The 23,163-nt window shown below is 33.7% G+C and carries 26 protein-coding genes and 1 pseudogene; 5 read left to right on the plus strand and 22 right to left on the minus strand.

The window, feature by feature from the left end:
• Positions 1 to 219: 219 nt before the first annotated feature.
• Positions 220 to 657 (minus strand): Hsp20/alpha crystallin family protein, encoded by a 438-nt coding sequence (locus tag Q9B79_RS07475; protein ID WP_306183225.1) that lies wholly within the window; start codon positions 655 to 657, stop codon positions 220 to 222.
• A 225-nt stretch (positions 658 to 882) separates the two neighbouring features.
• Between Q9B79_RS07475 and Q9B79_RS07480 the strand changes: the two genes are divergently transcribed.
• On the plus strand, positions 883 to 1,332 hold the full coding sequence (locus Q9B79_RS07480; protein WP_306183226.1) for an NUDIX hydrolase: 450 nt from the start codon (positions 883 to 885) through the stop codon (positions 1,330 to 1,332).
• A gap of 35 nt (positions 1,333 to 1,367) precedes the next feature.
• Here the strand turns inward: Q9B79_RS07480 and Q9B79_RS07485 are convergent, their stop codons facing one another.
• The 10 genes and pseudogenes from Q9B79_RS07485 to asnB all read right to left on the minus strand — a co-directional run bounded on the left by Q9B79_RS07485 (position 1,368) and on the right by asnB (position 8,785).
• Positions 1,368 to 1,916, minus strand: coding sequence for a cysteine hydrolase family protein (locus Q9B79_RS07485; protein ID WP_306183227.1), 549 nt, complete (start codon positions 1,914 to 1,916; stop codon positions 1,368 to 1,370).
• Between the two features lie 114 nt (positions 1,917 to 2,030).
• Positions 2,031 to 2,225 carry a hypothetical protein gene (locus Q9B79_RS07490; RefSeq protein ID WP_306183338.1) on the minus strand — a complete coding sequence of 65 codons (195 nt, stop codon included), beginning with the start codon at positions 2,223 to 2,225 and terminating at the stop codon, positions 2,031 to 2,033.
• A 125-nt stretch (positions 2,226 to 2,350) separates the two neighbouring features.
• Positions 2,351 to 2,839 carry a putative periplasmic lipoprotein gene (locus Q9B79_RS07495; RefSeq protein WP_306183228.1) on the minus strand — a complete coding sequence of 163 codons (489 nt, stop codon included), beginning with the start codon at positions 2,837 to 2,839 and terminating at the stop codon, positions 2,351 to 2,353.
• Between the two features lie 259 nt (positions 2,840 to 3,098).
• Positions 3,099 to 3,746 (minus strand): nitroreductase family protein, encoded by a 648-nt coding sequence (locus tag Q9B79_RS07500; RefSeq protein ID WP_306183229.1) that lies wholly within the window; start codon positions 3,744 to 3,746, stop codon positions 3,099 to 3,101.
• A gap of 99 nt (positions 3,747 to 3,845) precedes the next feature.
• Positions 3,846 to 4,721 carry a D-amino-acid transaminase gene (dat, locus tag Q9B79_RS07505; RefSeq protein ID WP_306183230.1) on the minus strand — a complete coding sequence of 292 codons (876 nt, stop codon included), beginning with the start codon at positions 4,719 to 4,721 and terminating at the stop codon, positions 3,846 to 3,848.
• 130 nt (positions 4,722 to 4,851) lie between these two features.
• Complete coding sequence (locus Q9B79_RS07510) at positions 4,852 to 5,817, minus strand: ABC transporter substrate-binding protein (protein ID WP_306183231.1); 966 nt, start codon at positions 5,815 to 5,817, stop codon at positions 4,852 to 4,854.
• Between the two features lie 129 nt (positions 5,818 to 5,946).
• Positions 5,947 to 6,048 (minus strand): annotated as a pseudogene (locus Q9B79_RS26965) (phosphatase PAP2 family protein); the annotation flags it as partial.
• A gap of 4 nt (positions 6,049 to 6,052) precedes the next feature.
• Positions 6,053 to 6,382: a hypothetical protein gene (locus Q9B79_RS07515; protein ID WP_306183339.1), complete on the minus strand. Its 330-nt coding sequence runs from the start codon at positions 6,380 to 6,382 to the stop codon at positions 6,053 to 6,055.
• Positions 6,383 to 6,430: 48 nt separating this feature from the next.
• A complete protein-coding gene (locus Q9B79_RS07520) occupies positions 6,431 to 6,790 on the minus strand; it encodes a GNAT family N-acetyltransferase (protein ID WP_306183232.1) in 360 nt (119 codons plus the stop codon).
• A gap of 93 nt (positions 6,791 to 6,883) precedes the next feature.
• Positions 6,884 to 8,785: an asparagine synthase (glutamine-hydrolyzing) gene (gene asnB, locus Q9B79_RS07525; RefSeq protein ID WP_000333816.1), complete on the minus strand. Its 1,902-nt coding sequence runs from the start codon at positions 8,783 to 8,785 to the stop codon at positions 6,884 to 6,886.
• A 217-nt stretch (positions 8,786 to 9,002) separates the two neighbouring features.
• Between asnB and Q9B79_RS07530 the strand changes: the two genes are divergently transcribed.
• Positions 9,003 to 9,464 carry an Hsp20/alpha crystallin family protein gene (locus tag Q9B79_RS07530; RefSeq protein ID WP_001288087.1) on the plus strand — a complete coding sequence of 154 codons (462 nt, stop codon included), beginning with the start codon at positions 9,003 to 9,005 and terminating at the stop codon, positions 9,462 to 9,464.
• Positions 9,465 to 9,502: 38 nt separating this feature from the next.
• Here Q9B79_RS07530 and Q9B79_RS07535 read toward each other — a convergent pair whose 3' ends face one another.
• A complete protein-coding gene (locus tag Q9B79_RS07535; protein ID WP_048528837.1) occupies positions 9,503 to 10,090 on the minus strand; it encodes an SCO family protein in 588 nt (195 codons plus the stop codon).
• A 335-nt stretch (positions 10,091 to 10,425) separates the two neighbouring features.
• On the opposite strand from Q9B79_RS07535, the gene Q9B79_RS07540 reads away from it, so the two are divergent.
• Positions 10,426 to 11,400 (plus strand): MBL fold metallo-hydrolase, encoded by a 975-nt coding sequence (locus tag Q9B79_RS07540; protein WP_306183233.1) that lies wholly within the window; start codon positions 10,426 to 10,428, stop codon positions 11,398 to 11,400.
• A 267-nt stretch (positions 11,401 to 11,667) separates the two neighbouring features.
• On the opposite strand, the gene Q9B79_RS07545 is transcribed toward Q9B79_RS07540, so the two are convergent.
• The 4 genes from Q9B79_RS07545 to Q9B79_RS07560 form a co-directional block, all read right to left on the minus strand.
• Positions 11,668 to 12,510 (minus strand): DegV family protein, encoded by an 843-nt coding sequence (locus tag Q9B79_RS07545; RefSeq protein ID WP_025991670.1) that lies wholly within the window; start codon positions 12,508 to 12,510, stop codon positions 11,668 to 11,670.
• 152 nt (positions 12,511 to 12,662) lie between these two features.
• The gene (locus Q9B79_RS07550; protein WP_000629015.1) at positions 12,663 to 12,914 is read right to left on the minus strand and encodes a DUF2535 family protein; all 252 of its coding nucleotides are present in this window, start codon (positions 12,912 to 12,914) and stop codon (positions 12,663 to 12,665) included.
• A gap of 342 nt (positions 12,915 to 13,256) precedes the next feature.
• The gene (gene tatC / locus Q9B79_RS07555; RefSeq protein ID WP_098670200.1) at positions 13,257 to 14,000 is read right to left on the minus strand and encodes a twin-arginine translocase subunit TatC; all 744 of its coding nucleotides are present in this window, start codon (positions 13,998 to 14,000) and stop codon (positions 13,257 to 13,259) included.
• A gap of 42 nt (positions 14,001 to 14,042) precedes the next feature.
• Entirely contained in the window at positions 14,043 to 14,228 is a 186-nt protein-coding gene (locus tag Q9B79_RS07560; protein WP_000492443.1) for a twin-arginine translocase TatA/TatE family subunit, read from the minus strand.
• 213 nt (positions 14,229 to 14,441) lie between these two features.
• On the opposite strand from Q9B79_RS07560, the gene trhA reads away from it, so the two are divergent.
• Positions 14,442 to 15,098: a PAQR family membrane homeostasis protein TrhA gene (gene trhA, locus Q9B79_RS07565; RefSeq protein ID WP_306183234.1), complete on the plus strand. Its 657-nt coding sequence runs from the start codon at positions 14,442 to 14,444 to the stop codon at positions 15,096 to 15,098.
• Between the two features lie 40 nt (positions 15,099 to 15,138).
• Here trhA and Q9B79_RS07570 read toward each other — a convergent pair whose 3' ends face one another.
• From Q9B79_RS07570 to Q9B79_RS07590, 5 genes are all read right to left on the minus strand, one after another.
• Positions 15,139 to 15,858, minus strand: a complete 720-nt coding sequence (locus tag Q9B79_RS07570) for a lysophospholipid acyltransferase family protein (protein ID WP_306183235.1) — start codon at positions 15,856 to 15,858, stop codon at positions 15,139 to 15,141.
• A 110-nt stretch (positions 15,859 to 15,968) separates the two neighbouring features.
• Positions 15,969 to 16,604, minus strand: coding sequence for an FMN-dependent NADH-azoreductase (locus Q9B79_RS07575; RefSeq protein ID WP_283791093.1), 636 nt, complete (start codon positions 16,602 to 16,604; stop codon positions 15,969 to 15,971).
• Positions 16,605 to 16,846: 242 nt separating this feature from the next.
• Positions 16,847 to 18,832, minus strand: a complete 1,986-nt coding sequence (pbpC, locus tag Q9B79_RS07580; RefSeq protein WP_306183237.1) for a penicillin-binding protein 3 — start codon at positions 18,830 to 18,832, stop codon at positions 16,847 to 16,849.
• Positions 18,833 to 18,987: 155 nt separating this feature from the next.
• A complete protein-coding gene (locus Q9B79_RS07585) occupies positions 18,988 to 19,476 on the minus strand; it encodes a dihydrofolate reductase (protein WP_306183238.1) in 489 nt (162 codons plus the stop codon).
• Between the two features lie 19 nt (positions 19,477 to 19,495).
• Positions 19,496 to 20,452 carry a thymidylate synthase gene (locus tag Q9B79_RS07590; RefSeq protein WP_306183239.1) on the minus strand — a complete coding sequence of 319 codons (957 nt, stop codon included), beginning with the start codon at positions 20,450 to 20,452 and terminating at the stop codon, positions 19,496 to 19,498.
• Positions 20,453 to 20,650: 198 nt separating this feature from the next.
• Between Q9B79_RS07590 and Q9B79_RS07595 the strand changes: the two genes are divergently transcribed.
• The gene (locus Q9B79_RS07595) at positions 20,651 to 22,108 is read left to right on the plus strand and encodes a serine hydrolase (RefSeq protein WP_306183240.1); all 1,458 of its coding nucleotides are present in this window, start codon (positions 20,651 to 20,653) and stop codon (positions 22,106 to 22,108) included.
• 50 nt (positions 22,109 to 22,158) lie between these two features.
• Here the strand turns inward: Q9B79_RS07595 and Q9B79_RS07600 are convergent, their stop codons facing one another.
• Positions 22,159 to 23,091 (minus strand): aminoglycoside phosphotransferase family protein, encoded by a 933-nt coding sequence (locus tag Q9B79_RS07600; protein WP_306183241.1) that lies wholly within the window; start codon positions 23,089 to 23,091, stop codon positions 22,159 to 22,161.
• Positions 23,092 to 23,163 lie beyond the last annotated feature (72 nt).

The following is a 23,163-nucleotide window of genomic DNA, read 5'->3' on the forward strand; positions in this document are numbered from 1 at the left end:
GTTCTAGAAAATTCTATTATCCTAATCTAAAATACCACTACTCTTACTATGTATTTTGACTTTATTACTAATTGACTTTAAGCAGTATGTCTAGATGTTCTTTTCCATTCCCTTTAAATATACCCTTTTTGATAACCTAAGGGGAGCCAATGGTAAACTTTTTTCAACTCATTACGATTTATTAACTACATAAAAAAAGAGCTGAATTTATCAGCTCTTTTATTCGATATTAATTGTTGTCTTACTGCTTTTTTCTTCTCTCAATTTTGGCAATTCAATTGTCAGTACGCCATCTTTATAATTTGCTCTAACATTTTCTTCCTCAACTTGTTTAAAACTAAAGCGTCGAGTTACAGAACCTATAGAACGTTCTTTACGAATATATATGCCATTCTCATTTTTTTCTTCTACTTCATTATGATTAGTTGCTTGAATCGTTAATACATCTTGTTCAAAATCAACTTGAATGTTTTCTTTTTGAAAACCTGGTAAATCTGCTTTCACAGTATATTTATCAGACTGCTCATGAACATCTACTTTAAAAGCATCCATGTTCATCGGTTTAAAAAAAGCATCTGTCATCCCTTCTAATAAAGAAGGACCAAAATCAAAAATACCATTTTGACGTTTTGTTATCTCTGGAAATAAATTACGCATATTTTTTCCTCCTTATTATTTATGAATAAAAGATTATCTCTTTCTGTCTTTATTATAACATTTGGTCAAAAAAGGTCAAAGGATTTGTTTGACCTTTTTTGATGTATATTTTACCAAATACAACAAATAAGTTGCATGATATCTCTCCCCTTTTAAAGAGGAATATATTTACATAATAACGAATAGTTTATTTGCTCTTATTTTTTCTTACGGAGGTTATATACAATGGGATATATTGAAGAACTTAGAGAAGTTGTCGGATCAAGACCACTCAATCTAGCAGGAGTTGCTGTAGCTGTTTTCAATGAACAAGGACAAATATTACTACAACAAAGACGAAGTGGTATTTGGGCTGTCCCTGGTGGATTCGTTGAACTTGGAGAATCAACAGAAGAAGCCGGAAGACGAGAAGTTCTTGAAGAAACAGGCATTGAAATAGGCTCTTTACAGTTAATAAGCGTATTTTCCGGAAAAGAATTTTTTGTAAAATTACCGAACGGAGATGAATTTTATCCTATAACAATTGCATATCTTTGCAAAGACATTATAGGTGGTACGTTGAAAGCTGATGGATTTGAATCATTACATGTACAATTTTTTGATTTAAATGCGTTACCCGAAAACATTAGTCCGTTCATAAAAAAACTAATCGAGCAAAACCTCGTCTCAATTTAAAAGTAAAAAGAGACCTTTTTTAAAGGCCTCTTTTTTCACTTCACTTCTGCATGTAAGCATGACTTAAAATGTCCAAGTGCAAATTCATGTCCTTGCTCATTAAAAGATGCAACCGCCTTTTCAAAAACAACAATTTTAAATCCTTTATTATAAGCGTCTACGGCTGTGTGAAGAACACAAATATCAGTGCAAACACCTACGAGATGTACTTCTTTTATTCCTCTTTCTCGTAACTTCATCTCTAAATCTGTTCCTGCAAATGCACTATATCGTGTTTTATCCATATAATATACATTTTCTGCATTTTTATATGTTTCGTACACTTCTTGTAATTCACCAAACAAATCTCTTCCATTTGTACCAGCTATGTTATGCGGCGGGAATAACTTTGATTCTGGATGGTATTCATCGTTTTCTTCATGTTTATCAATCGCAAAGACAACGTAATCTCCATTTTCAATATATTGCTTCGTTATATGGACAATTTCCTTCTCAATTTCTTGTCCTGGTTTCCCGCATGTTAAAGCACCTTTTTCAGCTACAAAATCATATGTATAATCAATATTAATAAGAGCTCGTTTCATAACCACTATCTCCCCTTCTCCTGTTTCACAGTAAACAATAGAAAATTTGTTATTACGACATCGTATGTACTATTCGACATTTCAAACGAAATACCTACATTTTTCATGTAAAGCTTACCTTAATCCAAGTTTATCATATAATAGGTAGACAATGATAAAACAAATAGCCCCTATTAACAAGTCGTGAATTTGATAGTCAAGCGTAATTCGAGTCACCTCTTGGATCATAAACCAAATGACTGGCATCGTTAAAATAATCAAGATGATACGAATACACCGATTCACGTCTTCAGCCCCTTTCTCTATCATAGTATTAACAAGTGCTTTCTTCCTACTTAATCGTATTAGAAAACAAAATAAGTGATTTACTATTACATCCTCTAGGATAAACAAAAAAGCACACTACTTTTTGAGTAATGTACTTTTTATTCTTCTTATGACGCTGGTTTTGTTTCGAATGTTGCTTGATTTAAACTAATAACCTTTCCTTTTGGGTCATTGTTTTCATACTGAACTGCAGTAATTGTATGACTACCTGTCTCAAGCGTCTTTTCTTTTAATTGTACTGTTGTCTGTGTTGTACTAGTTACTTCATGTTTATCTGCATATACTTGATCTACAAATATAAATGTTTCTTTGTCACTTTGAAAATTAGAAAGCTCTAATTCAACATGTTGAATTAGAGTATCCTTTTTGATGAATACAGCTGGTATATTGCCATTTTCAGAAGTACCGTCTGGTGTAATAACTTTTACTTTTCCTTCTCCGACTGGCACTGCTCCTTCAGGAAATGCAACTATATTCTCATTACTTGCGTTTACAACTTGTTCTTCCTGCTTTGATTGCGCATCCTCTTTTTCTTGTGGAGCACCGCAACCTGCTAATAACAATACAGACAATCCAGTGATTATGAATTTTTTCAAAATTCATCCCCCCTGTCGTTTCATTATAATTTATTATACAAAAATAACTTTTAAATTTTAAGACTATTTTCAACACTTTCATGAACAAATTGAATCTTGCCCACGAATAATGTATCATACTTTCCTTAATAGAACATTATTTTTTTTTATGAAATAAATAGTAATTCCCGCTTATCTATCATTTTAGCCCAATAGATTCATTACATACCTGTCCAAAATAAAAAGACATTGTTCATTCAATGTCTTTTTATTTTAAGCTTTAAAAAACAAATGTTGTAATTTCATCTACTTCTTTTCTTGAAAGTTTCTTCGGCTTATCTTTTGGAAAACCGAGTGAAATAACCATATTTATTTGTTTTTCATACTCAATTTGCAAATATTGTCGTAGTTCGTTTTGAGCTAACAATACCGGTCCTGTCATTGGACAAGTGCCAAGCCCTTTCGAATGTGCAGCCAACATTAAGTTTTGTGCCGCTAAACAGCTACTCTTAATTCCTTCTTCTTCCCAAACTGAATCTGGAACAAAAGCAATTGGATCGAATATCTTTTCGCGAAATTTTGATTCATATGGCGTTGCCAAACACACGATTAATACTGGTGCATCCGAGAAAGCTGTTGCATATGGTCCGAAAGAACGTGTAAGTAATTTCCCTGCTTTCTCTTCTCCGTTTTCTGCCGCTTTTGCCGCAAGTTTATGTAATGCATCCCATGTCATTTGTTCAATTTCTTTAATTTTCTCTCGGTTCATAATGACTAAGAACTCCCAAGTTTGTGAGTTTGTATCACTCGGTGCATAACGCGCACAATCAATAATCTCTTTTATATCACTAGTGGATACTTCTTGTTCCGTGAACTTTCTAACACTTCGTCTACCGTGAATTACTTCTTTTAAATCTTCATAATTCATACATTAAATCCCCTTTTTACAGCGTTTTCAAATCTTGTCCTATGCTTGAATTATATCATGAAAAAAAGCTGGAGGAATACCAGCTTTTTTTCTTCAATATTAGTTCGTAACTTTAAACAAACGAATACTTTCTTCATATGCAATTTGAAGTTTATTTGTAATCGGTCCTCTTTCGCCGACTCCAAACTGTTCATCCCCTATTTGAACGACCGGGAATATTTCAAGTGGTGTCGCTGTGAAGAAGCACTCATCAGCCTCATATACTTCTTGTAGTGAAAATTCTCGTTCTTCTACTTCAATATGTAACTCTTTCGCTAATGTAATAACGTAGTGACGTGTAATACCATGTAGAATGAAATTGTCAGCCGGATGCGTAATCAATTTATTATTTTTCACCATAAAGAAATTTGAATGACACCCTTCCGTTACAATTCCATCTCGTACTAATATCGCTTCTTGATAGCCTTGTTCGTTTATTTTATTTTTAATCATAATATTTGGTAACAGATTTAAAGATTTTATATGACAAAATTTCCAGCGTATATCCTCTTCTACAGTAACTTTTATTCCTCGTTCCATTGCAGCAATTGGTCTTGGAAACGAAACAATATTTGCAAAATATGTTGGTTGCATATTGGAATCATATACATGATTCCGCGCTTGAGCACCTCTTGATATTTGCAAATATACATTCCCATCCTCTTGAAATTGATTTTTTTCAATCATTTCATGTAACGCTTCTACTAACTCCTCCTTAGTAAACGGTGGAGTTAGTTTAATTTCTTCCATAGAATTAAAGAATCGTTCTAAATGTAAATCTAACAAATGTGGCTTCCCATCATATAATCTAAATACCTCGTATATACCATCACCAAATTGAAAGCCTCTCTCCTCTAATGGAATCATCGGCTGTTCTTCCTTCGTATTTACAATTCTTCCGTTAAATAAAATCCAATCTTTATGAGTAGCTTTCATTTTCCCCACTCCTTTATTCCATGATTGGTATAATTGTACAACTTATTCATGCCTAAAAGAAGGAATTTTCTGTATTTTAACAAATAAAAAAGTACATCACCCGTTTAAAGTGATGTACTCGGCCATTCCTTTACTTTAGAAAATATTTTTCAATATCATCTAACATAAGGTTTGCAGCTACAATACCACCTGCTGTATTCCAAATCACTTCGTCTACTTGGAATACTTTATTATCTTTAGAAGCCTGTAACCGCTTAAAGAGTGGATCTTCTGTCCATTCTTTCGCTAACGTGTTGCCTTCATTATTTTTATCTGCATCTTTATCAGATGTGAAATAGAATAAATAATCCCCATCCATATTTGGAATTTGCTCTTTTGTAATTCCTTTTATCGCAAATTCATCTTTATCTTGTAGTGGTGGTCGTTTAAATCCAATGTCATGTAATACAACGCCTGAGAATGAATTTTTTTGATAAATACGAACATCACCTGGGACGAAGCGAATAATGGAAACTTTAGAGTTAATTTTATCTCCTAATTGTTCTTTTATTGATGTAATACGCTTTTTATAATCATTAAGAGCATTTTGCCCTTCTTTTTCTTTATTTACAGCTTTTGTATAAAGCCTAAAATTTTCTTTCCAATCACCGCGCAATGTTTCAGCATATACAGTTGGTGCAATTTCTTTTAACTGCTCATATATTTTTTCGTGACGCATTTTATTTCCGATGATTAAATCTGGCTGAAGCTTCATTACCGCCTCTAAATTAATGTCACGCTCAGTTCCTACTACTTTCGTATCTTTTAGCTCTTTTGCTAAATGAGGATACCATTCATCACCAGCTCGTGGTTTTGTTGTTCCAACTGGCGTTATTCCAACAGTTAAAAGTGCCTCAGCACCCTCATTTGTTAAAACAACAACTCTTTTTGGCGTACCATTTACTGTCGTTTCGCCCATTGCATGTTTTATCGTATATGAATCTTTTGCTTTAGCTGATGTATCTTTATCTTTCTTCTGTTCTTCTTTACCGCACCCTGCGATTATAACCATTAGTAACATAATGCAAAGTATAAGAATATTTTTATTGCGTGTCATAAGTCCTCCTAGTTGAAATTGATTATCATTTACACCTTAAAGAGTAATGTATCTCTCATACATTGTCAATAGATATATTAGAAAACTTTTTCAATATATATAATTCGGATCTCATTTTTATTCAAACTCTTACTTGTTTCTACTCATATTTTTTAACCGTAACATATGAAAAATAAACGGACAAAAGAACGTAATTGTAATTCCAGTCAATACATAACGTAAATAAAAAACCGCCTTATGTAAGGCGGTTTCTATCATTTTGCTTTAACCAATTTAAAATAAATATATACGATTGATAGTGAATATAACGTATGCAAAATAAAAGAAATAGAAGGGCTATTCCAGTGCTACTATACAGCAAACCAAATTTTAAAAAAACATTTAAAAGTGGTGGGAAGTTCGTTATGTTTTGTAGTGTAATAAGCATACTAAACAAAAGGAAAAACACTGGAGCATATTGTAATTCATACGGCTTTCTCTTCTTATTCATTCTTTTTCTAATAAACATATGAATTAGCTCTGCTACTAAAAAACACCCTCCAATTAATACAAGACCAGAAGTCATCGTCATACATCCACCTGCCTTATATTTATCTCACATAGCCAGTCATCGCTATATTTTCTTTACATATATTCCATCTTCCACATTAAATCCAAAACTCTCTATGAAAGATTTAGCTTGTTCTGTTAATTCCGTTTGTAATACCTTTATCTCTTTCACATTTCTTTCTTTCATCATCGTTTCAAATGTAAAATACGTATTTGTCCCATAACCGTAACTTTGATAATCAAAGTGAATGATTAACTGCGATAAAATTGCACTCTCCTCTTGTACACTATAATCTATTACACCAATATATGTATCATCCACTTTCACACAATACTGTACTTGATTCTCATTTAAACTATGTGAGCGAAACATTTCTTTAACAACGCCTTCATTATCTACAGTTACTTTTTCAAACGTAATCATATGTTGTCCATCCTTTTATTATTATTGTATCAATAATACGTCCTATTTATGAAAAAAACCTTAAGACCATATGTGATCTTAAGGTTTTTCTAATTAAACTAAGCTATACGCACGTTTCGTTTCTTCGTGGAACTTATTCGTATCGTATTTATGCTCAACATAAATTTGATGCCATACCATAAACGCAAGTACAGTCCAAATTTTACGGCTATAATCGCCTTTATCCGCACAATGTGCTTCCAGTAAGTTTAATACATACTGTTTGTCGATTAAATGCTCTGTTTTACTCTCGTTTATAATATTAATAGCCCAATCATGCATTTCGTCTTTTAACCAGTGACGAATTGGTACTGGGAATCCAAGTTTTTTACGATCTAATACGTGATCTGGAACGATTCCGCGTGCTGCTTCACGTAAAATAGCTTTCGTAGTTCCGTTAGCAATCTTAAATTCAGTTGGAATTTTAGATGCAACATCAAATACTTCTTTATCTAAGAACGGTACACGAAGTTCTAATGAGTTTGCCATTGTCATTTTATCAGCTTTTAATAAAATGTCACCGCGTAGCCATGTGAACATGTCAATGTACTGCATTTTGCTTACATCATCATAATCTTTAATTTCGTTATACAATGGTTTCGTGATATCCATATAGTTAACACTTTCATTGTAATACTTCATTAATTCAGCTTTTTCTTCTTCACGGAAGATTTTCGCGTTTCCATAGTAACGCTCTTCAATTGGCGTACATCCACGCTCTAAGAAGCTCTTACCTTTAAAGCCTTCTTTAAGAGCACCACTTAATGCTTTTAGAACGCTCTTACCTGGGCTAGGAATGTAAGAGAACATTTTTAGTGAATTTGGCTCACGATAAATGTTATAACCACCAAATAGCTCGTCTGCACCTTCGCCTGAAAGAACAACTGTTACATGTTTACGTGCTTCTTTTGCAACGAAGTACAATGGTACAGCTGCTGGATCTGCTAAAGGATCATCCATGTGCCAAATGATTTTTGGGAACTCATCCATAAACTCTTTCGCTGAAATGAATACGTTATGGTTTTTAACGCCTAATTTCTCAGCAGTTTCTTTTGCAACATCAACTTCACTGAAACCACGTTGCTCAAAGCCAACAGAGAATGTTAAAAGATTTGGGTTCATTTCTCTTGCGATAGAAGCGATGATAGATGAATCGATACCACCAGATAAGAATGAACCTACTGGTACATCACTGCGCATATGCACTTTTACTGAATCATATAACACATCACGAATTGCTTGGATATGCTCCTCTTTCGTTGCACTTGAAGCATTGAAATAAGGTTTCCAGTAGCGATGGATTTCCATCTCTTTACCGATTTCTTTTACGAAATAATGACCAGGTTCGATTTTATTAACATCAATTGTTAATGTTTCTGGCTCTGGACCATATTGGTACGTAAAGTAATGTTGTAGTGACGTTGGATTAACGCCTTTATCTTCCATCACATGCATAATACTTTTCTTCTCAGAAGCGAAGAATGTAGTATCACCTTGTTGTGCAATGTATAAAGGTTTAATACCGAAATGATCACGTGCACCGAAAAGTTTCTTCTCTTCACGATCCCAAATCATAAATGCAAACATACCACGTAGGTAGTCTACACATTTTTCTTTCATATGTGCATACAATGCAATGATCACTTCTGTATCAGATTGCGTTGCAAACGTTGCACCTTTTTCAAGTAACATTTCACGTAATTCTACATAGTTGTAAATTTCACCATTAAAAATAATTACATATCGATCATTTTCATAAGTTAGCGGCTGATGTCCTGCCTCTAAGTCAATGATACTTAAACGGCGGAAGCCAAATTGTACATGTTCATCACGAAAATATCCTTCGTCATCTGGACCACGGTGGAAAATCATCGTGTTCATATTTTCAAATTGATGTTTTTCTGTTTCTGAAAACTCTCTAGGGTTTTCACATAAACATCCTACAAAACCACACATACTTCTTACCCTCTTTCAGTTTTCATTCTGTCTCTATACTACTATATCAACCCTATTTATACTAGCATAATCAACTGAATATGGCGACCAAAAACTATAAAAAAATCACTCCATTTCACATTTTTAACAAATTTTTATGAAAACATGAAAATTAGGCAATCACCTTTCTCCGCTTTTGTCATATGATATTGCAAATTGATTTCTAGGAGGGAATACCATGAGTGAAGAAAAAAAAGACTCTTCTCGCCCACCGGTTCGCAATTATTTAAAGCAAATTGACGATTTCTTCGAGCAAACACCACTTCGCAATGTAATTGCTGATTTAAATCATTTTTTCCAAAAAGGAAACCGTTTATTAACATTCCCTGTAGATTTATACGAAGTTGGCGAAGAACTCGTTGTTACAGCTGAACTACCAGGTATACAAAAAGAGCAAATTCAAATTGAAATACAAAGTGAATACTTAAAAGTCTCTGTAAAGGAAGAGATACTGGAAGAAGAAGAGCAAACATCCCATAACTATTATCGCCGAGAACGTTCCATTTCAGAAGCATCAAGATTAATTAAGTTGCCGTATTCAATTAATAAAAAAGCGGCGAAAGCTTCTTATCAAAACGGCGTATTAGAAATTCGGGCACCGAAACTTCCACAGCAACATGATATTTTATCCATAGACTAATGTAAAAAAAGAAGGGTGCTTTAATTGCACCCTTCTTTTTAATCTGCTAATCGCTTCATATCACGTATAATGTCTTCATACGGCGTGTTACTAATGCCACTATACTTTTTCATTACTTTTCCGTTTTGATCAATTAAATAAAATGATGTACCATGTATAACTTGACCATTCTCAGGTTTATCTACAAGTGATTGGAAATTATCTTTTGAAAACTTCGTAATATCCTCTAATGAATAACCCGTTAATAAATTCCAGTTACTAGTATCCTCTGTAAACTTTTGAATGAAAGCCTTTAAATTCTCAGGCTTATCAAGGTCTGGATCTACACTAAACGAAACAAACTGAACGTCTAATTTCTCTTCTTTTGCCATCTTTTGCAGTTTTGCCATATTAGCAGTCATTGGCGGACAAACTGTTTGACAGTTTGTGAACATAAAATCTGCAACCCAAACTTTCCCTTTTAAATCTTTTGTACCAAATGGCTTTCCATCTTGATTTGTAAATTGGAATGTTTCTAAATCCCAATTTAATGGTTTACGAAGCTTTGAACCTGATCCACTACATCCAGCAAGTACAAAGAGACAAAATACAACCATAAGACCAATTATTTTTTGATAACGCTTCATTTATAAACCTCTTTTCTCTATCCTAAATTTAAATAGGTTATGTTTATCATAACAAAAGTTAACACTACGAGAAAATTGTTTACTACATTTGTTCACGAAATCGTACGAATTTACGTATGTTACTTCTTTATTTCAAGCGAATTACTAGACAAACTATATTTTTTTACTATTATTTCTCTAAGTAAAAGTTGTAAAACCCATTGTATTGTTACTTTTGTAAATACATCTCCCTATTTTTTAACAATTCTTTAAACATTCATCCATGTTATACACTGTATTCCTTAACAACATTTCGGTACAATACAATTACAAAGATTTTAAATGAGGTGATGTTCATGACAAAACGTTATGAAAACATGGGTAATGTGAGCACAAAAAAATCAATTCGTTCCTTTATACGTTGGCGAAAAGAGCGAAAACAAAATAAAAAGGACTTTTCTTTTTTAGTAGAACAATCACCTGTTAAACAAAGTAAATTCCTACAAAACAACTTTGAAAAAACGACTGTAACTTGGATTGGTCATTCTACATTCCTTATTCAAACGAACGGACTAAACATATTAACAGATCCAGTATGGGCTACTAAATTAAAATTAGTTCCGAGGCTTACTGAACCTGGACTTTCTATACAAGAACTACCTAAAATTGATATTGTCCTCATTTCGCACGGTCATTATGATCATTTAGATTTTTCAACGCTTCGCCAGCTAAATGATGATGTACTATACCTTGTACCAATTGGACTAAAAAAATTATTTACTCGCAAAAAATTTACTAACGTAGAAGAGTATAATTGGTGGGAGAATACAACGATTAATGATGTTTCCTTTCACTTCGTCCCTGCTCAGCACTGGACGAGAAGATCATTATTTGATATGAATACATCTCACTGGGGTGGGTGGATTATTAATAATGAAACAACGGAAGAAACCATTTACTTTTGTGGAGACAGTGGTTATTTTAAAGGTTTCAAAGAAATTGGCAAACGTTTTTCAATTGATATTGCCCTTATGCCAATTGGAGCATATGAACCAGAATGGTTTATGAAAATATCTCACGTTTCACCTGAAGAAGCAGTGCAAGCTTATTTAGATTTAAATGCTACACACTTTATACCCATGCACTACGGAGCTTTTGCACTAGCCGATGAAACACCCCGCGAGGCAATAACAAGGCTTCGAAATGATTGGAATTTACGTATGTTACCGTGGGAACAACTGCATGTACTCTTTTTAGGTCAAACTTTCACTTATAATGGTGTAACAAATGATAAGCAAACACATGAAACAATTGAAACGTTACAAGTATAACATAACTACTTATTTTCTATATGCAACATATACTATAGAAAATCATAAAGTGAAACTTTAATCAGTAGGTGTTTTTTATGAATGAATATTTACAGACTCGCTATATTATTAGCGGTAGCGCCTGTATAGCCCTTCTTATTTCTTACTTTCTATTCACATAAAGTGAAACTTTAATAAGCAGGAGTTCTCCATCTCCTACTTAAACAATCGCTCGTAAATAGAGGTATAAAAAAAGCTACTTGAAATTTATTTCAAGTAGCTTTTTTATTACTCTGCTAAATACATAAATCCGATTGCACCCGGACCTGTATGCGTACTAATAATAGGCGTTGTAAAGAAAATTTCTGATTTAGCAAATCCACTTACTTTTTCTACAGCCGCTTTTACATTTTCAGCTAAAGGAATTGCTTTCGCATGTGGAATTGCCACAGCTTTCACAACTTTTCCAGCTGTATCTTCCTCAAATAACTTAGCTAACGTTTTTACAATTTGACCTTGGCTACGTACTTTCGTTACAGGGTTATAAACACCATCTTCAAGACTAGCAATTGGCTTTATATTAAGTAGCGAACCGATAAACGCTTTTCCTTTACCGATACGCCCACCCTTCACTAAGTTTTCTAATGTATCTACTACCACATATAAACGAGTATTCTTTCTTACTTCATCTACACGTTTTAAAATTTCTTCTAGTGAGCGTCCTTCATTTGCCATTTTCGCAGCTTCAACTACTTGATATGCTAAAGCATGTGTAATAAATTGCGAATCAACAACTGTTACTTTTGTGTCGGTCATTGATGCAGCACTATTTGCAGTTGCTACAGTACCACTCATTCCACTTGTCATATGAATGGAAAGTACTTCACTTCCATCTTCCCCTAACTTGTCATACATTTCTACAAATGTACCCATTGCTGGTTGTGATGTTTTTGGTAGTTCCTCTGATTTAATCATTTCTTCAATAAATTCATCTGGTTGTAGATCAACGCGATCTAAATATGTTTGTCCATTTACAGAAATTGATAATGGTAGAACATGAATGTCATATTTCTCAATTACTTCTTGTGATAAATCTGCCGTTGAATCTGTTACAATTTTAATTTTTTGCATATTATATTCTTCCCTTTCCAATACGCTCTCCTTGTTATTATACTAGTATTCCCATTGCTTTCAACAATTTGGAACGAAATTTCATCAAATTAATTATATTTTCATATCTAAAATAAAAAAGACAGAGCTCCTAACCCTGTCCACACTCTATATCATGCATTTTTTTCAAGAGTATTTGTTTTATATACATTTAAATAATCATTCCACTTCAAACAATTTTGTAAATATTCACGGAAAGAATACGAAAATCTTGGGTGTTTTTGTTTTTGAATTTTTGCAATAAATAATTGAAGACGAGACTGAATTAGAAACGATAATGGATGCTGTGCCTGTAGAACAGGGATTTCAAATATTTTAATACACTCCCCTGTTGAATGAGTGAAATAAAAACTTTTCGTAATCACAATATCAATCCTCTTTTTCATTGGATTTTTGAACTTCTTCTACTTTACGCTGTAACACGTTGTTTAAAGTGGCGACTCCTATGAATACAAAAGTATCCTTAGACAATCTCTGTAGTCCTTATGGTTAGAAGATTTATACTCTATTCATCTCCACCTAATCCATCCCCCATCCTAAATTTCTAATAAGACGAGGACCCGTTATCCGTATATTGCTTAATATATTTAGTATAAACTTATAAAAGCGCAAAGTTTGTCTAAATTTTGGAGATTCTATAATTTTTTTCTTCTCTATATTGTATACGTTTATAGCTAGAGTATAACAAATAAATAAAAAAAGTGCCTTTATAACGAGGCACTTTTCGACTGAATTTCTTCTTCTCTTTTCTTTTTTCGCTTACTAACAATCTTTGATAAAGCAATACTAATTTCATAAATACAAATAAGCGGTACCGCAACTAAACTATGAGATAAAAAATCTGGCGGTGATATACACGACGCAATGATAATCAATGCTACGTAAGCATACCTTCTTATTTTTATTAGAAGTTCCGCCGTCAATAGTCCAATACTTGTTAAAAACATTACTACTACAGGCAATTCAAAAATTACAGCAAATGGAACTGTTAAATTAAGAACAAAATGAAAATACTTTTCTGTCGTAAACATCGTATTAAACATTTCATTACCTATCGTAGTCAAAAAATGAAATAAAAACGGCATTACAACGAAATATCCGAAGCATAAACCTGCAATAAATAATATAGACAATACCGGTATATACATTACTGTCATCTTTTGTTCATTTGGATGTAAACCTGGTTTTACAAATAACCAAATTTGTATAGCAGCAAAAGGAATTGTACAAACGATAGCAAATACTGTAGCAATCGAGAAAAAAATCCACAATACATCACTTGGACCGAGAACAGTTAATTTCATTGGTAAATCTTTTACAAGCCAAAAATAAATATCCTTCGTAAAAGTAAATCCAACAATTAAAAATAGTACAAAGGATAACACTGTATATATTACTCGTTTGCGAAGCTCAACTATATGTTCTACTACACTCATTTCCCGATCTTCCATCTCGTTCACCACACTTTATTTATCCATTACAAGGAAAATTCATTACATTTTTTCTTTCTTTTCCTTCTCTTGAAATGCATCGTCAGTCAATTCTTTCGTTGATTTTTTGAATTCTTTTAACGTTTCCCCTAAAGCCTTTCCGATTTCCGGCAATTTTTTCGGCCCAAATAAAATAAGTACAGCTACTAAAATTAAAATTAATCCTGGAAAGCCAATATTTGAAAACATTTCTCCATCCCCTTTATTAGTAGATTCCTTGTCCTACTATTGCATAATTTTATTTTGTCAAAAAAGTTTGAAAACGTCAACAAAACCATTGCTTTTTGTCAAAAAAATTCAAAAATATAATCAATTATACAAATTTCATTTTCTATTGCTCTTGTGTATGATATGGTAAGGGAAATGATATATTATTTTATAATAGTAGAAAGGATTGGCATTATGACTGAAAAAATGACACGAATGACCCAATTTGTAAAAGAAGAAATTGCAAATGCAATCACACATGGTATCGGTGCCATTTTAAGCATCCCTGCCTTAATCATATTGATTATTCATGCTTCTAAGCATGGTACCGCATCAGCTGTTGTTGCATTTACGGTTTATGGTGTAAGCATGTTCTTACTGTACTTGTTTTCGACATTGTTACATAGCATTCACCATCCAAAAGTAGAAAAATTATTTACTATACTAGATCACTCAGCCATTTATTTACTAATCGCAGGCACATATACTCCTTTTTTACTCATTACGCTTCGAGGACCATTAGGCTGGACGTTACTCGCTATTATATGGACACTCGCAATCGGGGGGATCATTTTCAAAATTGTCTTCGTACGTCGCTTTATTAAAGCTTCAACGTTATGTTATATCATTATGGGATGGCTCATAATCGTTGCTATTAAACCACTTTATGAAAATCTAACTGGGCACGGTTTTTCACTACTGTTAGCGGGCGGAATTTTATATTCTGTAGGGGCTATATTCTTCCTTTGGGAAAAGCTACCTTTCAACCATGCCATTTGGCATCTTTTCGTTTTAGGTGGTAGTGCGATGATGTTTTTCTGCGTACTCTTTTATGTCTTACCAACAGCATAATAAAAAAGGTTTCAGCTTATATAAGCTGAAACCTTTTTTATTATTTATGTAATTGTGATGCGATAACATCTTGTGTATGCTTCGTTAACTCTTTAATATCCATATTCGCATACTCTTCAGGTGTAATCGGCTTAGAAATTGTTACTGTTGCATGAGCTCGTTTCATACGGTTTCCATTCGCTTCAAACATTTTATATGTCCCATCTAATGTTACAGGTAAAATTGCTACACCAGATTTTACTGCAAGGTGAAAACTTCCAGCCTTAAACTCTCCGATTTCGCCACCTTTACTTCTCGTCCCTTCTGGGAAGATTACGATAGAATGTCCATTCTTTAATAGCTCGATTCCATTTTTAATCGCTTGAAGTGATTGACGACGATCGCTACGATCCATAAATACACAATTCATAAGTTCCATCCAAGTTGGTACAATCGGGAACTTCTTAATCTCTGCCTTTGAAACGAATCCAATTGGTTTATTTAAGTAACCTAGTAAAACTGGGATATCCATATTACTCTGGTGATTACTTACAACTAGTACTGGCTTGTCTTTCGGAACATTTTCTATTCCCTTTACTTCTACTGTAGATCCGGCTACACGTACCATTTTCTTACCAAACCAATTTGTCGTTTTATACACAGCATTATCTTTTTCTTGTGGCGACATCGTATTTACTTGTCTTTTAAGACGCCACATTCTCGGTGTAATCGCAATTACGATTACAATTAAATAAAAGATTTTAAAAAACGTTTGAACCATACAGAACCCCCACCTATTATCATTCCGACCTTCATTATACTAGACAAACGAAGGAAAAAGAAGAAAAAAGTCCAAACAACAAGTGTTTGGACTTTTTTAAGTATTATAGATTAGAAACGTTTTGCTAATTCACGAGCATTAGCAATTGCTGCTTCTTTAATTTCTTGTGCTTTTTCAGGGTTTGCATTCATACCTTCAACTGCAATATATTCAGTTTCATTTACACCAATGAATCCTAATACTGTTTTTAAGTGATTGCGGCCGAAGTCTACAGCTGCATATGCTCCTTCAGAATAAACGCCACCTGTTGCTTGAATATGAAGTGCTTTTTTTCCTTCTAATAAGCCAACTGGACCATTTTCAGTATACTTGAATGTTTTACCTGCAATTGCTAAGTTGTCTAAGTATGCTTTTACTACTGGTGGGTAGCTAAAGTTCCACATTGGAGTTACAAATACATAACGATCTGCATGCATAAATGTTTCTAGGTTTGTGTTCATTGCTGCTACTTTTTGTTGTTGAACTTCAGTTAAAGTTTCAAAGCCTTCACCTGCTGCAAATTTACCCCAAGCAGCAAATACATCTGCATCGATTGCTGGTACTGTAGTGTTGAATAAATCAATTGTTACCACTTCATCTTGTGGATGCTCATTTTTGTAAGCTTCGATGAAAGCTTCCCCTACTGCCATTCCAAAAGAACCTTCTGCTGAATTTGGATTTGCTGTAATAAATAATACTTTTGTCATTGTATTCTCTCCCTTTTACATATCTTATCTTTAACATGAGATTTATAATTCAAAAGTAAATAACTTACCTTATGTAAGTATAATACAAAAAGTTATATCTCATGTCAATAAAAAATAGCTACTTTTTTTTCGTAAGTTAATGATTTATTTTGTTTCTTTAAAATTGAGTATAAAGATAGTAAGAATTTTTTCATACAAAAAGGCTATCTCTATAATTTATAGAGATAGCCTTTTATTACAATTTATTTTTGAAAAACATGTTTCACTTTTTCAGCAGGAATATTACTTCCGCCTCTACCTTTTACATCTTCAATCATCATCGTAATAACCATATCTGGTGAATTTAAATCAAATGCAGCGAACCAGCCTAGTTCTTTTCCTTCGGCCTCTTTCGATACTTTTAATTCCGCTGTACCTGTTTTTCCAGCAAGAGTCATTCCATCAACTTTAGCAATTTTTCCAGTACCATCTGGATCATTAATTACTTTCGTCATAGCAGTTTTTAATATATCCTGATTGCCTTTTGAAATGACATTTTCTTTCCAAACTTTTGGTTGCTTATCTGTTTTAATAATATATGGAGAAGGGATGTTTCCATCATTAACAATTGGCGCATACGTTAATGCTAAATGGAGCGGTGTCATTAAGACTTGTCCTTGTCCATAACCTGTGTCTGCCATTTGAATATCATTTTTAATACCATCATTGGCGATTTTAGAAGCTGGGAATCCATATTCAATTGGTAATTTCTCATCGAATCCGAATTTTTTCGCTCCACTCATAAATTTATCTTTTCCGATTTTCAAAGCTTCTTGTGCGAAATAAATATTATCCGAGTATTTCATTGCCTTATCAAAATCAATCGGATTTGCATCTTTTACACGCGTTACATAATAATTACCCCAAGAAGAATCTTTTGTCCATTTTAATCCTTCAATTTTCAATTCTTCTTTTGGATCGATTGTTTTCGTTTCAAGACCGATTGCGGCTGTAATCGGCTTAAATACAGATCCTGGAACTGATAATTGTGTAAATCGATTCGTCATCGGTTTTTTCGGATCGTTATTCCATGCATCGCGTTGTGCTTTTGATGTCCCTCTTGCAATTATGTTAGGATCATATGCTGGACTACTTACAAGTGCAAGTGTTTCTCCGCTTTTCGGATTAATTGCCGCACTTGAACCAGCCTCGCCTTTCATTTCATTATAAGTTTTTTCTTGAACAGCACTATCAATCGTTAAAGTTACATTTTCCCCATCAACAGCATCTGTTTTTGCTAAATTTTTAATTTCTTTCCCTTGTGCATCTTCTACAAAGACACGGCCACCTTTTTTACCGCGCAGCTTTTCTTCCAATACTTGCTCTAAACCAGCTTTACCTACTGGATCATCTGCTTGATAGCCTTTCTTTTGTAGCGTTTTTAAATCTTCAGCATTCACTTTTCCAATATAACCAGTAAGATGTGCTGCTGCTTCCCCTAACGGATATGTACGAACATTTACCGGTTTTGTTGAAACACCTGCTAAATCAATGTACGTATTTTGTGTTGCCCCTTCAGGCAAAATTCCAATTGGTACGAGATACCCTGGTTTTACCCATTTAGCAGCTAGTTTTTGATCAATTTCTTCTACAGACATATTTAATAACTTCGCTACTGTCTCTTTCGTTTGCGGGGCAGTATCGTCTAATTTTTCTGGAACTATTCCAATTTCAGAAGCTTTCCCATTCGTTGCAAGACCTTTTCCATTACGATCGTATATTTCACCACGTTTTGGCTCTGTCGTTTGCATACGCACTTTACTATCTTTTGTCATACCTGGGAATATAAAATCAGGAGTCCAATCTATTTTCCAAGATTCTTTATCTCCATCTTTTTCTTTCACCATTTTTGCTTCATGGGCAAAATTGATTTTACCCCCAACTGTATCCATGCTTACTTTAAAAGGAACAGGACCTTCATCTTTTTTATCTTCTTTTACTTCTCCTGCTTCTACTTTTAAGTCTTTCACTTCAATGCCAGAATAAATTTTTTCATATTTCTCAGTGAATTCTTTCTTTGAAATATCTTTTTTTGCCTTTTCTGATAATTGATCATACATTTCTGCAAATTTTTGTTTATTCCATGCTTTTGCATATGTATCAAATACTTCTTGTGGTTTTTCTTCTTTACCACATCCGACTAACATGAATGTTAAGCAAAGAAAAAGAATCCCCCATATCTTTCTCAATCGATTCTCCTCCTCTTTCTATCTTAATACTCTTGAAAATTTTAGCATTTTCACATGCTCCCTTTCATTATAGCACTATCGAATCTCATCTATAAACCTATATTGATGGATATAAATAAAAAGATTGATGCGAATATTCACATCAATCTTTATGATTATTGTTGCTTTTCATATATATGATAATAGTACGTATACGGATTTTTTTCATCCGTTAATCCTTTTTCAACAAAAGTTTCTTTCCAATTTGTCATATCTATTTCTGGGAAGAATGTATCTCCTTCAAATGCATGATAGATTTTTGTTATATATAACTTGTCTACGTAAGGTAAAAAGAGATCATAAATTTGAGCTCCACCAAAAATAAAAATCTCTTGTTCATTTTTGCATAGCTCAAACACTTCTTCTACAGAATGTGCTACTTCACAGCCTTCAACATGATACCCTTCATTACGAGTTACAATGATATTACGTCTTCCAGGCAGTGGTCTACCAATCGCTTCATAGTTCTTTCTTCCCATAATAAGCGAATGCCCCATCGTTGTTTTCTTTACATACTGTAATTCACTTGGTAATCGCCAAGGTAAATTATTATCTTTACCAATTACTCTATTCTCGTCCATTGCAACCATAAATGAAACAATCATCTTTTCATCTCCTCTACAATTATACTGCAACCGGTGCTTTAATTGCTGGGTGTGGATCATATCCTTCAATCGTTAAATCTTCCATTTCAAAATCAAATACAGATTTCACATCTGGATTTAATGTAAGTTTCGGTAATGGACGTGGTTCACGTGCCAATTGCTTTTCTACTTGCTCAAAATGATTCGTATAAATGTGAGCATCTCCAATTGTATGAACAAATTCTCCTACTTCAAGTCCGCATTCATGTGCAATTAAATGTGTTAGTAGTGAGTAACTTGCAATATTAAATGGAATTCCAAGGAATATATCCCCACTTCTTTGATATAGCTGACAAGAAAGTTTACCGTTCGCTACATAAAACTGGAATAACGTATGACACGGTGGTAAGGCCATACTTGGTACATCTTCAGGATTCCAAGCAGATACAATTAGACGACGTGAGTCTGGTGTTTTTTTAATCATTTCAATTACATCTTTTAATTGATCAAGTGTCTCACCAGCTGTCGTTTTCCAGGCACGCCACTGCTTACCGTATACGTCTCCTAAATAACCATATTTATTTGAGAAATCATCATCTTCTAAAACGCTCTTTTTAAACAATTCCATTTGCTCATCGTACTGAACTTTAAATTCCTCATCTTGTTGTGAGCGAAGACCGAAATCAGTCATGTCAGGACCCGTATACTCGTCACTTTCTACCCAACTCTTAAATGCCCATTCATTCCAAATGTTATTATTATGCTGCAATAAATAACGAATATTTGTATCACCTTTCATAAACCAAAGCAGCTCACTTGCTACAAGGCGAAACGGCACTCTCTTTGTCGTTAATAAAGGAAAACCTTTACTTAGATCAAAACGCATTTGATATCCAAATACAGACACAGTGCCTGTCCCTGTACGGTCTTCTTTCTTCGTACCATGCTCCATTACATGGCGGCATAAATTTAAGTATTCATTTTCAGCATGTTTCATATGTAGAAAAACCTTCTTTCAATCTTATATGGAATTTATCATAACATGAAAAATGGTAAATTTAATAATCTTAATTAATAAAATTTCTTATGCTAATTCTTACAAAATTATTAACTTTCCATATTTTAAAAGGTTTTCATTTTCTATTACCGAAAGTATAGTGCGGTAGAACAAAATTTATATTTGGAGGTTAGAAGTATGTCTAAAATTGAAACGCCTGTTATGACTTCTTTACAAACAACGGTTGAAAAAATGATGAAGGATTTAAATGTTCCTGGTGTTGCTGTCGCTGTTATAAAAGACGGTGAAGTTATTCTTTCAGAAGGTTTCGGCTATCGTAATATAGAAACAAAAGAGGCTGTTACACCGAATACTCGATTCGCAATCGGTTCCTCAACGAAAGCGTTTGGTACACTTTCATTAAGCTTGTTAGCACAGCAAAAAAAGTTTAATTGGGATGCTCCTGTCCCGTCTTATATACCTAACTTTACTTTATCTGAACTACTTGCTAGCTCACAAGTTACAGGACGGGATTTAGCTTCTCATCGAACTGGAGTGAGTCGTCATGAGGCTCTTTGGTACAGTTCTTCCTTATCTCGAAAAGATCTCGTTGAAAAAATAAAACATTTACCACTTGATGCACCGTTCCGGACTGCATTTCTATATAACAACTTAATGTATGCAACAATTAGCTACATTGTTGAAAACATTACAAATCAAACGTGGGAGCAATACACTACAGAACATATTTTAGAACCTTTAAATATGAGACATACAAACTTCTCTGTTAACGATTCACAAACTACAGATGATTACGCTTTACCTTACATTGAAAATGACGGTGAAATAAAAGCAGTTCCATTCCGTAACATCGATACAGTTGGCGCTGCTGGGTGTATTAATTCCACAATTGAAGATATGGCAAATTGGGTACTTCTTCACTTAAACAAAGGGAATTTTGGAAATCATGAACTAATCTCCCCTGAATTATTACAACAACTGTTTACACCACATAATTCAATTCCAGATCAACCAGTTTTATCACTTCCTGAATCTCCATTAAATAGTTATGGGCTTGGTTGGTTTATTAGCGCTTATCGTGGTAAAAAAGTGATTCATCATGGCGGTAATATCGATGGATTTTCAGCGCTTGTTTCATTCATACCAACAGAAAACATAGGCCTTGTTATTTTAACGAATGCTGGAGGAACATTACTTCCTACTTATCTCGCTAATCAAATTTATGACGAACTACTTGAATTAGAATCCATTGATTGGCATAAACGTGCTGTAGAAGATACTAAAAAAATGAAGGAAATGATGAAAGAAGCAACTGAATCCCTCCCTGAACAAATTAAAGGGACTACACCTTCGCACAAGTTAGAGGATTATACTGGTACTTTTGAACATCCTGCATACGGAACATTACAAGTATACAAACGAGATGATTCGTTATATGTACAATTTATGGAAATGGATATTCAATTAGGGCATCATCATTACGACATCTTCTCCACAAAAGTTGACTTATTCCAAATGAAAATGAGCTTATTATTCGCTTATGAAATGAATGTAAGTGGTGAATTCCCATCCCTTCAGTTACATGTACCAGCTACATTAAGTACTCAGCCGCTTACATTTAAGAAAATTAAATAAGTATCTTGATGTTAAAAAATAAAGGTAGATGTGAATCACATCTACCTTTTCTATTTCATATCAATCTTTTCTGGTTGAAACCAAATTGGCTTCGATAGCTCAAAGTTTTTATGATCCTCTAAAACGACAGTAAGGCGTTCTAACGTATCATCTAACATATGTGGCGCTGCTCGTAATGACCATACAACTGATGAGAACACTGTCATACCAACGTACACCGCGTATAATTTCCAAAACTCCTCTGGTATTCTCCCATTAAAGTATCCTTCTACTTGTCCGATTGAATACGGAATACTAATGTCCCTTGCAAATAGTGCGATTTTCACGAAATCATGAAGTGGGTCGCCCCAGTCATAGCCATTAAAGTCAACAACACCTACATATTTCCCATCACGTACAATTATATTTTCTAAATGAAAATCATCGTGTTGAAATCGATTTGGGCGATTCTTTAAATATATTGCATTTTCATCTATAAACTTAATGATTTTATCATCATTTTTCACTTTTATTCCACATGTTTTATATGCCTCTACATATTTCCAATGCTTTTTCATTGCTCTTTCATACCATGGAAGTAAATCATTAGGAGCTTCATATGTATGCATTTTTGCTAAATCTTTTCCTGCCTCTATACCAATTTCATATTGTTCTTTTGGTGAATACGTAGGCAATAGCTTCTTTGCATCTTCCCCTTCTATATATGAAAAAATACTATAGCATAAGTCTTCCTCTGCCAATAAACCCATTTCAATTGGTTTTTGAGTTTGTACACTACGTTTTACCATTTCATTTAAAATTTGAAATTCTATTTTCTTTCTTTCATACTCTTTTATATCGCCTGTCCGTAATAAACATTTTTCATTATTCGCTTTCGTAATGATATATTTCTTATCTGGTGAGAAACCTTTAGAAATTTCTTCAATATTAACTGCATCTTTTACTATTTGTATATTGTTTTGCCATGCTTTAATTGTTTTCATGTATATTCCCCCTTACATTTCTACATTTGGTATATACGCTACCCAAAATTCAATATGATGAATGCCTGCACG

This window comes from Bacillus sp. MHSD_36 (assembly GCF_030757775.1).
Classification (GTDB): domain Bacteria; phylum Bacillota; class Bacilli; order Bacillales; family Bacillaceae_G; genus Bacillus_A.